Genomic DNA, 12870 nt, shown 5'->3' on the forward strand with positions numbered 1-12870 from the left:
GCCTTCAGCGCACCGGCCAGGGCGGCGCCCCGGCCCGGCGGGACCCGGATCAGACCCCGTTCCCAGTGCTCCCCGGGAGGCGGTCCTCCCGGCCGACGCGGCCGTCCCGCGGCGGTGACCGGCAGCGGCACCGGACCCAGCACCTCCGCCTCCCTCGGCAGGTCGACCGCGCGGAGGAACTCGGCCACCGCCCGGCCCGGCCCCGACACCGCCGCCATCCGCGACACCGGCGGGAACCCCAGTTCGGCACGCTCGGCCAGCTCCCGCACCGCGTGCCCGACCGGATCCCACCGCACCAGCGCCTGCACGGGCCGCTGCGTCGGCTCGGCGACCACCACCACCGTGCCCCCCGCCGACTGCGGACGGACGAGTGCCGCCGCGCCGATCCAGCGGCGCAGCGCGTCCTCCCCGGCCCGCAGATCGGGGCGGCCCAGCATGGCCCACCCGTCCAGCAGCAGGGCCGCCGCGTACCCGCCCTCGGCGACCGGTTCCGCGCCGGGCGTGCTCACCACCAGCGCGGGCGCCGCCGGCACCGTGTCCAGCACGTGCTCGCGCCCCGAGGTGCGCACCGGAACGGCCGGGAAGGCACGGCCCAGTTCCTCGGCGGTCCGCCGCGCCCCCACCACCTGGGCCCGCAACCGGAATCCGCCGCACTCGGGGCAGTGCCAGCCGCTCTCCCCGCGCCCGCACCAGCCGCACCGCAGATCGTCGGAGCCCTGCGCCTCCAGCGGCCCGGAGCAGTGCCGGCACCGCGCCGGTGTCCGGCAGTGGGCGCACGCCATCCGCGGCACGTATCCCCGCCGGGGTACCTGTACGAGCACCGGCCCGTGCCGCAGCCCTTCCCTGACGGCCTGCCAGGCGAGCGTCGGCAGCCGCGCCGCGCGGGCGGCCTCGTCGCGCGCGAGATCCCCGTCCCCCACGGTGCGCACCAGCGGTGCGGCGCCCCGGACCCGCTCCCTCCCCGCGACCAGCGGTCGGGCCCAGCCGGTCTCCACGAGCTGGGCGGCCTCCACGGTGCAGCTCCAGCTCCCCAGGAGGAAGCCGCACCTGTCCTGCGCCGCCCTCAGCAGCAGCACCTCGCGGGCGTGCGGCTGCGGGGCGTGCTGTTCGCTGTGGCTGTCGTCGCCGTCGTCCCAGACGGCGACCAGTCCGAGGTCCTGCACCGGCGCGAACATCGCCGCGCGCGTGCCGATGACGGCCCGTACGGAACCCCGCCGCACGGCGAGCCACTGCGCGTACCGCTTCTCCGGCCCGGCGTCGGCGGTGAGCACCGCGTGCCGCCCCTGGCCCAGCAGCGCGGTGAGGGCGGCGTCGACGCGGGCGACGGCCCGTCCGTCCGGCAGGACGACCAGCGCACCGCGCCCGGAGGCCAGCGTCGCCGCGACGGCTCGCGCCAGTTCCTCGCTCCACTGCGGCCCGGGCAGCGCGTTCCACACCGCCCGTGGGGCGCCCTTGGAGACCAGTGACTCCAGGAACGCGGGCCCCTGCTCGTAACGGGCCCAGGAGCCCGGCTCCGGCGCCGGGGGCGGCGGCAGCGGGGCGGGCGAGGGCCGTTGCTCGGCGCGGGCGTTGCGCGGCGGCACGGCGAGCTGGAGCACATCGGCGAGGCTGCCGGCGTACCGGTCGGCGACCGCCCGGGCGAGCCCCAGCAGTTCCTCGCTCAGCACCCGCTCGGGGGAGACGACCTGGGCCAGCGCCGCCAGGGGCCCCGCGTAGTCGGACTCGGCGAGCCGCTCGACGAGGAACCCGTCGATCAGCCCCCCGCCCTCGCGCCGCCCCTCGCGCACCCGGTGCCGTCCGGCGCCGAAGCGCACCCGCACCCGCACCCCGGGCTGCGCGTCGGCGTCCAGTTCCTCGGGCACGGCGTAGTCGAAGTACCGGTCGAGATGGAGCACGCCCTTGTCGACGAGGACCCGGGCGACGGGCAGGTCCTTGGCGAGCGCGGCCCCCCGCCAGGTACGCGGCTTGGCCCGGGGCGCCCTGGCCTTGCGCACGCTCTCCCGGATGAGCGCGAGCTGCTCGGGCGGCGCGCCCTCCGCGCCCCCGTCCGCCTGTCCGTTCTCGCTGCTCACGCCTGCATTCTTACCAAACGCCACTGACAGCGACGCAGGCCCGGCACGCGCCGGGGCCCGGCGCCCCCGAAGGAACGCCGGGCCCCGCGAGCCGGCTCCGGTGCGGCCGTGCGCCCTACAGGCCCGCCGCCTTGCGCAGCGCGTCGACGCGGTCGGTGCGCTCCCAGGTGAAGTCGGGCAGCTCACGGCCGAAGTGGCCGTAGGCGGCGGTCTGGGAGTAGATCGGGCGCAGCAGGTCCAGGTCGCGGATGATGGCGGCCGGGCGGAGGTCGAAGACCTCCTCGATCGCCTTCTCGATCCGCTCGGCGTCGACCGTGGCGGTGCCGAAGGTCTCGACGAACAGACCGACCGGCTCGGCCTTGCCGATCGCGTACGCCACCTGGACCTCGCAGCGGGAGGCCAGGCCCGCGGCGACGACGTTCTTGGCGACCCAGCGCATCGCGTACGCCGCCGAGCGGTCCACCTTGGACGGGTCCTTGCCGGAGAAGGCACCGCCGCCGTGACGGGCCATGCCGCCGTAGGTGTCGATGATGATCTTGCGGCCGGTCAGGCCCGCGTCACCCATCGGGCCGCCGATCTCGAACCGGCCGGTGGGGTTGACCAGCAGACGGTAGTTCTCGGTGTCCAGCTTGATGCCGTCGTCCAGCAGCGCCTTCAGCTCCGGCTCCACGACGAACTCGCGGATGTCGGGGGCGAGCAGCGACTCCAGGTCGATGTCGGAGGCGTGCTGGGAGGAGACGACCACGGTGTCCAGGCGGACCGCCTTGTCGCCGTCGTACTCGATGGTGACCTGGGTCTTGCCGTCCGGGCGCAGGTAGGGGATGGTGCCGTTCTTGCGCACGTCGGACAGGCGCTTGGACAGGCGGTGCGCCAGGAAGATCGGCAGCGGCATCAGCGTCGGCGTCTCGTCCGTCGCGTAGCCGAACATCAGACCCTGGTCACCGGCGCCCTGCCGGTCCAGCTCGTCCTCGTCGCCCTCGACCCGCGCCTCGTAGGCGGCGTCCACGCCCTGCGCGATGTCCGGGGACTGCGCGCCGATCGACACCGACACGCCGCAGGAGGCGCCGTCGAAGCCCTTCTTCGAGGAGTCGTAGCCGATCTCCAGGACCTTGCTGCGGACCAGCGTCGCGATGTCCGCGTACGCCTTGGTCGTGACCTCACCGGCCACGTGCACCAGACCGGTGGTGATCAGGGTCTCGACGGCGACCCGGGAGGCCGGGTCCTCGCGCAGCAGCGCGTCGAGAATGGTGTCGCTGATCTGGTCAGCGATCTTGTCGGGGTGACCCTCGGTCACGGACTCCGAGGTGAACAGACGACGGGACACAACGCTCCCTGGGGTTGCAGCGGCTGCTGGCTGATCATTGGCGGACGGCGGGGGCTGCACCCGACGCCGTCCGTGGAACAGTTTATCGGTCGCGCTTCGCCACCGGCCCTCCTGTCTCGCCTCTCGGGAGCGCTGTGACCTGCGGCACGGGCATTCTGCCCATGCCGAGCGACATTGGCCAGAGGTGCCACGCCCCGACAGACGGGGTTTCGGGGGACCGGACGGCGAATGAATCACTCATCCGAGGCGTTCGGCCACCAGGTCCCACACGGTTTCGGCCAGGGCCTCCTTCGGGCCGTGCGCGACGGGGGTCTCGCTGCCGTCGGCACCCAGCACCACGGCCTCGTTCTCCTCGGAGCCGAACGTCTTGCGCTCCCCCACCTCGTTCACCACCAGCAGGTCACAGCCCTTGCGCTTCAGCTTGGCGCGGCCGTTGGCGAGCACGTCGTCGGTCTCGGCGGCGAAGCCGACGATCACCTGTCCGGGGCGTACCCGGTCGCCGGAAATCTCGGCGAGAATGTCTGGATTCCGCACCAGGACGATGGGCTCGGGCTCCTGGTCGTCCCTCTTCTTGATCTTCCCGGTCGCGTAGGCCGCCGGACGGAAGTCGGCGACGGCCGCGGCCATGACCACCGCGTCCGCGTCGGCGGCGGCGCCGAGCACGGCCTCGCGCAGTTCCGCGGCGGTCCCGACGGGGACGACGTCCACACCGGCCGGATCGGGCAGTGCGGTGTTGGCCGCGACCAGCGTGACGCGGGCGCCCCGGGCGGCGGCGGTGCGGGCGAGGGCGTACCCCTGCTTGCCGGAGGAGCGGTTGCCGAGGAAGCGGACGGGGTCGAGCGGCTCGCGGGTGCCTCCGGCGCTGACCACGACGTGCCGCCCCGTGAGGTCGGGCGCCGTGACACCGCGGGCCAGCACCCGGCGGCAGACCTCGAAGATCTCGGCCGGGTCGGGCAGCCGGCCCTTGCCGGTGTCGACACCGGTGAGGCGGCCGACGGCCGGCTCGACGACGACGGCGCCGCGGCGGCGCAGCGTCGCCACGTTCTCCTGGGTGGCCGGGTGCTCCCACATCTCGGTGTGCATGGCGGGGGCGAAGACCACCGGGCAGCGGGCGGTGAGCAGGGTGTTGGTGAGGAGGTCGTCGGCCAGGCCGTGGGCCGCCTTGGCGAGCATGTCCGCCGTGGCCGGGGCGACGACCACCAGGTCGGCGTGCTGCCCGATGCGGACGTGCGGCACCTCGTGGACGTCGTCCCAGACCTCGGTGGAGACCGGGTTGCCGGAGAGGGCGGACCAGGTGGCGGCGCCGACGAAGTGCAGCGCGGAGGAAGTGGGGACGACACGGACGTCGTGCCCCGACTCCGTCAGCCGCCTGAGCAGCTCACAGGCCTTGTAGGCGGCGATGCCACCACTGACCCCCAGAACGACCTTCGGCTTGTCCACCGTCTCTCCCCGGACCTCGGAAAATGTGCGACCACCACCCATGAGACACCACAGGCCCGGCAGACGTGCTGCCGGGCCTGTGGAAAAGTCAGCTGCAACCAGCCGGTACGACTTACTGACCGGGGCCCTCGACGGCCTCGGAGGTCAGCAGTCCCGCGTTGATCTCGCGCAGGGCGATCGAGAGCGGCTTCTCGTGGACGTGGGTGTCGACGAGGGGACCGACGTACTCGAGGAGACCCTCGCCGAGCTGCGAGTAGTACGCGTTGATCTGGCGGGCCCGCTTGGCCGCGTAGATCACGAGGCTGTACTTCGAGTCCGTGGCCTCGAGAAGCTCGTCGATCGGCGGGTTGATGATGCCCTCGGGCGCGGAGATGGAAGAGGACACGCTCTACCTTCCGATGGATGGGAAAGATTCAGTCTGCGTGATCGCCGACCGGTCTCGCTGAACGGCCGGTGACAATCACACGACGTTCATCAAGGCTAGCAGCTCGCGGGCCACGTCCTCGACGGAGGTGTTGACCAGGGTCGTGTCGAACTCCGGCTCGGCCGCGAGCTCGGTCTTCGCGGCCTGCAGGCGGCGCTCGATCACCTCGGGCGACTCGGTGCCGCGGCCCGTGAGCCTGCGCACGAGCTCCTCCCAGGAGGGAGGGGCCAGGAACACCAGCTGGGCCTCGGCCATGGACTCGCGGACCTGCCGCGCGCCCTGGAGGTCGATCTCCAGCAGGACGGGCACGCCCGCCTCCAGGTGCTCCAGCACCGCCGCACGGGGCGTGCCGTAGCGGTTGCCGGCGAACTCGGCCCACTCCAGCAGCTCGCCGTTGGCGATCAGCTTGTCCATCTCCTCGTCGGTGACGAAGAAGTAGTGGACTCCGTGCTGCTCGCCGGGACGGGGGGCCCGCGTCGTCGCCGACACGGAGAGCCAGACCTCGGGGTGTTCCTTGCGCATATGGGCGACGACCGTGCTCTTGCCGACCCCGGAGGGGCCGGAGAGCACGGTCAGCCGCGGACGTTCACTCATGCAGCGATTATTCCAGCAATCGCGGGATGCCCGGGACTCCGGTCCCGGACCGCCCGGGACTCAGGAGCCGGTGCTGCCGAACTCGCGCTCCAAGGAGGCGATCTGGTTGGACCCGAGACCGCGCACGCGGCGGCTCTCGGAGATGCCCAGTCGCTCCATGATCTGCTTGGCGCGGACCTTGCCCACGCCCGGCAGGGACTCGAGCAGGGCGGAGACCTTCATCTTGCCGATGACGTCGTTCTCCTGGCCCTGCTTGATGACCTCGTGCAGGGAGGCGCCGGAGTGCTTGAGTCGATTCTTGACCTCGGCCCGCTCCCGGCGAGCCGCGGCGGCCTTTTCGAGCGCGGCTGCGCGCTGTTCAGGGGTAAGGGGCGGAAGAGCCACGCCTACGTCACCTCGGATGTCGAACTGTCGGATACGGACCGGTGAGGAACCTAGTCGCCCCACACCTGGGGAGCCACGAGCAACACGCTTGCCCGTTCTCCCCCACTGCCTGAAGGGCGTGGGAGGTACCCCCACCCGTCGGAGACTAGCGGCCAACTCCGCCTGAGTCAGCGAGAACAGCGGAAAAGTCCTGGTCAGCCTCCGTCAGGCCGGACATTTAAGACATATTGCCTCCGATTTGAGGATGTATCCAGAGTCCGGGGAGCGTGAAACCCCCCGTCGTCCGGTTCAGACCGCCGTCACGGCGGTCCGGATCTCCTCCGCGAAACGGTCCGCGGCGTCACGCAGCGCGACGACGTCGGGACCGTGACGCAGCACACCCCGGCTGACGTTCGGCACGACGTTGCGCACCGCGCGCCCGAAGACGGCCGGAAGATCGGCCGCCGTGGCCCCCTGGGCGCCGATGCCGGGCGCGAGGATCGGGCCGCCCATGTCCAGGTCGTACGAGGACAGGTCGCCGAGCGTCGCCCCGATCACGGCGCCGAAGGACCCGAGGGGCTCCTCCCCCGCGTTCTCGAGGGCCAGGTGTCCGAGCACGGTCGCCCCGACGGTGCGTCCGTCGGGGCGGACCGCGTGCTGCACCTCGCCGCCCTCCGGGTTGGAGGTCAGCGCCAGCACGAACAGCCCCGTGCCGCTCTCCCGGGCCAGCGCGACGGCGGGGCTCAGCGAGCCGTAGCCGAGGTACGGCGAGACGGTGAGCGCGTCGGAGAACAGGGGGGCGCCCTCGTGCAGGAAGGACTCGGCGTAGGCGGCCATGGTGGAGCCGATGTCGCCGCGTTTGGCGTCCATGACGACCAGCGCTCCGGCCGCCCGCGCCTCCTGGACCGTCTTCTCCAGGACGGCGACGCCGCGCGAGCCGAAACGCTCGAAGAAGGCGATCTGCGGCTTGAGCACGGCGACCCGGCCGGCGACCGCCTCGACGACCGTGCGGCTGAACCGCTCCAGGCCCGTCACGTCGTCGTTCAGGCCCCACTCGGTGAGCAGGGAGGCGTGCGGGTCGATGCCCACGCACAGCGGGCCGCGCTCGTCCATGGCCCGGCGCAGCCGCGCGCCGAAGGGTTCCGGTCCGCTCATGCCGTCGTCCTCACATCGGCGCCCACCGCGTCGGCGAGCGTGGCGTACGGGCTGGTGCGCAGGCGCGCGGCGAGCCCTTTGCGAAGGGTGCGGGCCCAGAAGGGGCCCTCGTAGATGAACGCGCTGTAGCCCTGGACCAGGGTGGCTCCGGCCAGGATGCGCTGCCAGGCGTCCTCGGCGTTCTCGATGCCGCCGACGCCGACCAGCGTGATCCGGTCGCCCACGCGCGCGTACAGGCGGCGCAGCACCTGGAGGGAGCGCGCCTTCAGGGGGGCGCCGGACAGGCCGCCGGTCTCCTGGACGGTGGCGGGGGCGGACCGCAGACCGAGCCCCGTGCGCGCGATGGTGGTGTTCGTGGCGATGATCCCGTCCAGACCGAGCTCCACGGCCAGGTCGGCGACCGCGTCGATGTCCTCGTCGGCGAGGTCGGGGGCGATCTTCACCAGCAGCGGCACCCGACGGGCGGGGGAGGTGCGGTCGGCGGCCTCGCGGACCGCGGTCAGCAGCGGGCGCAGGTGGTCGACGGCCTGGAGGTCGCGCAGCCCGGGCGTGTTCGGCGAGGAGACGTTGACCACCAGGTAGTCCGCGTACGGCGCCAGCCGCTCGGCGGACTTCACGTAGTCCGCGACGGCCTCGGTCTCCGGCACGGCCTTGGTCTTGCCGATGTTGACGCCGACGACCGTCCGGAAGACGGGCGTGCGGGAGGCCAGACGGGCGGCGACCGCCAGCGAGCCCTCGTTGTTGAAGCCCATGCGGTTGATCAGCGCGCGGTCCGCCACCAGCCGGAACAGCCGCTTCTTCGGGTTGCCGGGCTGCGGCTCCCCGGTCACCGTGCCGATCTCGACGTGGTCGAAGCCGAGCATCGCCATGCCGTCGATGCCGACGGCGTTCTTGTCGAAGCCGGCGGCGAGCCCGAAGGGACTGTGCAGGCGCAGCCCGAGTGCCTCGGTGCGCAGTTCCTCGTGGCGGGGCGCGAGCACGGCGGCGACGAAGGTGCGCAGGACGGGGACCCGCGCGACGAGGCGGATCCAGCGGAAGGCGAGGTGGTGGGCCCGCTCCGGATCCATCCGTGTGAACACCAGACGGAAGAAGTACTTGTACATGCCTGTCCTCGGGAAGACCTCATGAGGAGGGGGACACCGTTTCCGGTGTCCCCCTCGCCGGCTGCTAGTCGCGGGCCGCGGTCAGATGTTCCGCGTGTTCCTGGAGCGAGCGGACGCTCACGTCCCCCCGGCCCAGGGCGTCGATGCCCTGGACCGCGGCGGCGAGCGCCTGGACCGTCGTCAGGCAGGGGACGGACCGGGCCACGGCCGCCGTGCGGATGTCGTAACCGTCGAGGCGGCCGCCGGTGCCGTACGGGGTGTTGACGATGAGGTCGACCTCGCCGTCGTGGATGAGCTGGACGATGGTCTTCTCGCCGTTCGGCCCGGTGCCCTCGGACTGCTTGCGCACGACCGTGGCGTTGATGCCGTTGCGCTTGAGGACCTCGGCGGTGCCGGAGGTGGCGAGCAGCTCGAAGCCGTGCGCGACCAGCTCGCGCGCCGGGAAGATCATCGAGCGCTTGTCGCGGTTGGCGACCGAGATGAAGGCGCGTCCCTTGGTGGGCAGCGGACCGTAGGCGCCGGACTGCGACTTGGCGTAGGCCGTGCCGAAGACGGAGTCGATGCCCATGACCTCACCGGTGGAGCGCATCTCCGGGCCGAGGACCGTGTCGACGCCGCGGCCGTGGATGTCCCGGAAGCGGGACCACGGCATGACGGCCTCCTTGACGGAGATCGGCGCGTCCAGCGGCAGCTCGCCGCCGTCACCGTGCCTGGGCAGCAGCCCCTCCTCGCGCAGCTGGGCGATGGTCGCGCCCAGCGAGATGCGGGCGGCGGCCTTGGCCAGCGGCACCGCGGTCGCCTTCGAGGTGAAGGGGACGGTGCGCGAGGCGCGCGGGTTGGCCTCCAGGACGTAGAGGATGTCGCCGGCCATCGCGAACTGGATGTTGATCAGGCCGCGCACGCCGACGCCCTTGGCGATGGCCTCGGTGGAGGCGCGCAGGCGCTTGATGTCGAAGCCGCCCAGGGTGATCGGGGGCAGGGCGCACGCCGAGTCGCCGGAGTGGATGCCGGCCTCCTCGATGTGCTCCATGACGCCGCCGAGGTACAGCTCCTCACCGTCGTAGAGGGCGTCGACGTCGATCTCGATGGCGTCGTCGAGGAAGCGGTCGACGAGCACCGGCCGGGAGGGGCTGATCTCGGTCGACTCGGCGATGTACGCCTCCAGCCGGGCCTCGTCGTAGACGATCTCCATGCCGCGTCCGCCGAGCACGTAGGACGGCCGGACGAGGACCGGGTAGCCGATCTCGTCGGCGATGGCCTTGGCCTCGGCGAAGGTGGTGGCGGTGCCGTGCTTGGGGGCCGGCAGGCCGGCCTCCTTGAGGACCCGGCCGAAGGCGCCGCGGTCCTCGGCGGCGTGGATGGCCTCCGGGGAGGTGCCGACGATCGGCACGCCGTTGTCCTTGAGCGCCTGCGACAGGCCGAGCGGGGTCTGGCCGCCGAGCTGGACGACGACACCCGCGACCGGTCCGGCCTGCTGCTCCGCGTGGACGATCTCCAGCACGTCCTCCAGGGTGAGCGGCTCGAAGTAGAGCCGGTCGGAGGTGTCGTAGTCGGTGGAGACGGTCTCCGGGTTGCAGTTGACCATCACGGTCTCGTACCCGGCGTCGCTCAGCGCGAAGGAGGCGTGGACGCAGGAGTAGTCGAACTCGATGCCCTGGCCGATGCGGTTCGGGCCGGAGCCCAGGATGATGACGGCCGGCTTGGTCCGGGGCGCGACCTCGGTCTCCTCGTCGTAGGAGGAGTAGAAGTACGGGGTCTTCGCGGCGAACTCGGCGGCGCAGGTGTCGACCGTCTTGTAGACCGGACGGATGCCGAGCGCCTGGCGGACCTCGCGGACCACGTCCTCGCGCAGGCCGCGGATCTCCGCGATCTGCTGGTCGGAGAAGCCGTGCCGCTTGGCCTCGGCGAGCAGGTCGGCGGTCAGCTCGGGCGCCTCGGACAGCTCGTCGGCGATCTCCTTGATGAGGAAGAGCTGGTCGACGAACCAGGGGTCGATCTTCGTCGCATCGAAGACCTCCTCGGGGGTGGCACCCGCGCGGATGGCCTGCATCACGGTGTTGATCCGGCCGTCGGTCGGGCGGCCCGCCTCGCGCAGCAGCTCGTCCTTGTCGCCGGGCTCGCCGACGAAGGTGAACTGGCTGCCCTTCTTCTCCAGCGAGCGCAGCGCCTTCTGGAAGGCCTCGGTGAAGTTGCGGCCGATGGCCATGGCCTCGCCGACCGACTTCATGGTGGTGGTCAGCGTGGAGTCGGCGGAGGGGAACTTCTCGAAGGCGAACCGGGGCGCCTTGACGACCACGTAGTCGAGGGTCGGCTCGAAGGAGGCCGGGGTCTCCTGCGTGATGTCGTTCGGGATCTCGTCGAGGGTGTAGCCGACGGCGAGCTTGGCTGCGATCTTGGCGATCGGGAAGCCGGTCGCCTTGGAGGCGAGCGCCGAGGAGCGCGACACGCGCGGGTTCATCTCGATGACGATCACGCGGCCGTCCTCGGGGTTCACCGCGAACTGGATGTTGCAGCCGCCGGTGTCGACGCCGACCTCGCGGATGACCGCGATGCCGACGTCGCGCAGGATCTGGTACTCGCGGTCGGTGAGCGTCATCGCCGGGGCGACGGTGATGGAGTCGCCGGTGTGCACGCCCATGGGGTCGAAGTTCTCGATGGAGCAGACGACCACCACGTTGTCGTGCTTGTCGCGCATCAGCTCCAGCTCGTACTCCTTCCAGCCGAGGATGGACTCCTCCAGGAGCACCTCGGTGGTCGGCGAGAGGGTGAGGCCCTGGCCGGCGATGCGGCGCAGCTCGTCCTCGTCGTGCGCGAAGCCGGAGCCGGCGCCGCCCATGGTGAAGGAGGGGCGGACGACGACCGGGTAGCCGCCGAGCCGCTCGACGCCGGCGAGCACCTCGTCCATGGTGTGGCAGATCACCGAGCGGGCGGACTCGCCGTGCCCGATCTTCCTGCGGACCTCCTCCACGACCTCCTTGAACTGGTCGCGGTCCTCGCCCTTGTGGATGGCCTCGACGTTGGCGCCGATCAGCTCGACGCCGTACTTGTCGAGGACGCCGTTCTCGTGCAGGGAGATCGCGGTGTTCAGGGCCGTCTGGCCGCCCAGGGTGGGCAGCAGCGCGTCGGGCTGCTCCTTGGCGATGATCTTCTCGACGAAATCCGGGGTGATCGGCTCGACGTAGGTGGCGTCGGCGATCTCCGGGTCGGTCATGATCGTCGCCGGGTTGGAGTTGACCAGGATGACGCGCAGGCCCTCGGCCTTGAGCACGCGGCACGCCTGGGTGCCGGAGTAGTCGAACTCGGCGGCCTGGCCGATGACGATCGGGCCGGAGCCGATGACCAGGACGGACTGGATATCGGTGCGCTTAGGCACGCTGGCCCTCCATCAGGGAAACGAAGCGGTCGAACAGGTAGGCGGCGTCGTGCGGGCCCGCTGCCGCTTCGGGGTGGTACTGGACGCTGAAGGCCGGCCGGTCGAGCAGCCGGAGGCCCTCCACCACGTTGTCGTTCAGGCACACGTGGGACACCTCGGCACGGCCGAACGGGGTGTCGGAGACCTTGTCGAGCGGGGCGTCGACGGCGAAGCCGTGGTTGTGCGCGGTGACCTCGACCTTGCCGGTCGTGCGGTCCTGCACCGGCTGGTTGATGCCGCGGTGGCCGTACTTCAGCTTGAAGGTGCCGAAGCCGAGGGCGCGGCCGAGGATCTGGTTGCCGAAGCAGATGCCGAACAGCGGCGTGCCGCGCTCCAGGACGCCCTGCATCACGGAGACCGGGTGGTCGGCGGTGGCGGGGTCGCCGGGGCCGTTGGAGAAGAACACGCCGTCCGGGTTCACGGCGTAGACGTCCTCGACGGTCGCGGTCGCGGGCAGCACGTGCACCTCGATGCCGCGCTCGGCCATGCGCTGCGGGGTCATGCCCTTGATGCCGAGGTCGACCGCGGCGACGGTGAACTTCTTCTCGCCGATCGCGGGGACGACGTAGGGCTCGGTGGTGGCGACCTCGGCGGACAGGTCGGCGCCCTTCATCTGGGGCGCCTCCTGGACGCGGGCGAGCAGCGCGGCGTCCTCCTGGATCGCGTCGCCGCTGAAGATGCCGACGCGCATGGCGCCGCGCTCGCGCAGATGGCGGGTGAGGGCGCGGGTGTCGATGCCGCTGATGCCGACGACGCCCTGCGCGGCGAGCTCCTCGTCCAGCGAGCGGCGGGAGCGCCAGCTGGACGGCACGCGCGCGGGGTCGCGCACGACGTAGCCGGAGACCCAGATCTTCTTGGACTCGGCGTCCTCGTCGTTGACGCCGGTGTTGCCGACGTGCGGGGCGGTCATCACCACGACCTGGCGGTGGTACGACGGGTCGGTGAGGGTCTCCTGGTAGCCGGTCATGCCGGTGGAGAACACC

General features: G+C 71.8%; 10 protein-coding genes. All 10 read right to left on the minus strand.

Translation table 11 applies throughout. The annotated features are described in order from the left end of the window. Positions 1–2072, minus strand: a 2072-nt coding sequence (locus RIM90_RS26455) for a primosomal protein N' (RefSeq protein WP_309063264.1), incomplete at its 3' end; no start/stop codon positions are given. 115 nt (positions 2073–2187) lie between these two features. After that, complete coding sequence (gene metK, locus RIM90_RS26460; RefSeq protein WP_309063265.1) at positions 2188–3396, minus strand: methionine adenosyltransferase; 1209 nt, start codon at positions 3394–3396, stop codon at positions 2188–2190. 237 nt (positions 3397–3633) lie between these two features. Beyond that, the gene (coaBC, locus tag RIM90_RS26465) at positions 3634–4836 is read right to left on the minus strand and encodes a bifunctional phosphopantothenoylcysteine decarboxylase/phosphopantothenate--cysteine ligase CoaBC (protein ID WP_309063266.1); all 1203 of its coding nucleotides are present in this window, start codon (positions 4834–4836) and stop codon (positions 3634–3636) included. Positions 4837–4948: 112 nt separating this feature from the next. Next, positions 4949–5221: a DNA-directed RNA polymerase subunit omega gene (gene rpoZ / locus RIM90_RS26470; RefSeq protein ID WP_004933985.1), complete on the minus strand. Its 273-nt coding sequence runs from the start codon at positions 5219–5221 to the stop codon at positions 4949–4951. A 75-nt stretch (positions 5222–5296) separates the two neighbouring features. Then, positions 5297–5854 (minus strand): guanylate kinase, encoded by a 558-nt coding sequence (gene gmk, locus RIM90_RS26475; RefSeq protein ID WP_309063267.1) that lies wholly within the window; start codon positions 5852–5854, stop codon positions 5297–5299. A 60-nt stretch (positions 5855–5914) separates the two neighbouring features. Beyond that, positions 5915–6238, minus strand: a complete 324-nt coding sequence (locus RIM90_RS26480; protein ID WP_003977346.1) for an integration host factor — start codon at positions 6236–6238, stop codon at positions 5915–5917. A gap of 288 nt (positions 6239–6526) precedes the next feature. Next, on the minus strand, positions 6527–7372 hold the full coding sequence (gene pyrF / locus RIM90_RS26485) for an orotidine-5'-phosphate decarboxylase (protein WP_309063268.1): 846 nt from the start codon (positions 7370–7372) through the stop codon (positions 6527–6529). Further along, the gene (locus tag RIM90_RS26490) at positions 7369–8475 is read right to left on the minus strand and encodes a quinone-dependent dihydroorotate dehydrogenase (protein WP_309063269.1); all 1107 of its coding nucleotides are present in this window, start codon (positions 8473–8475) and stop codon (positions 7369–7371) included. The genes pyrF and RIM90_RS26490 overlap by 4 nt, the downstream gene beginning before the upstream one ends. Positions 8476–8539: 64 nt before the next feature. After that, positions 8540–11848, minus strand: coding sequence for a carbamoyl-phosphate synthase large subunit (carB, locus tag RIM90_RS26495; protein ID WP_309063270.1), 3309 nt, complete (start codon positions 11846–11848; stop codon positions 8540–8542). Continuing rightward, positions 11841–12870: glutamine-hydrolyzing carbamoyl-phosphate synthase small subunit (gene carA / locus RIM90_RS26500; protein ID WP_309063271.1), on the minus strand; the 1030-nt coding region annotated here is incomplete at its 5' end. The genes carA and carB, both read right to left, overlap by 8 nt.

The organism is Streptomyces sp. (assembly GCF_031181555.1).
GTDB classification, from domain to species: Bacteria; Actinomycetota; Actinomycetes; order Streptomycetales; family Streptomycetaceae; genus Streptomyces; species Streptomyces fimbriatus.

Bases quoted from the DNA above. Each gene is read 5' to 3' on its own strand.
- gmk (WP_309063267.1), bottom strand. From the start codon at position 5,854: ATGAGTGAACGTCCGCGGCTGACCGTGCTCTCCGGCCCCTCCGGGGTC.
- pyrF (WP_309063268.1), bottom strand. From the start codon at position 7,372: ATGAGCGGACCGGAACCCTTCGGCGCGCGGCTGCGCCGGGCCATGGAC.
- RIM90_RS26490 (WP_309063269.1), bottom strand. From the start codon at position 8,475: ATGTACAAGTACTTCTTCCGTCTGGTGTTCACACGGATGGATCCGGAG.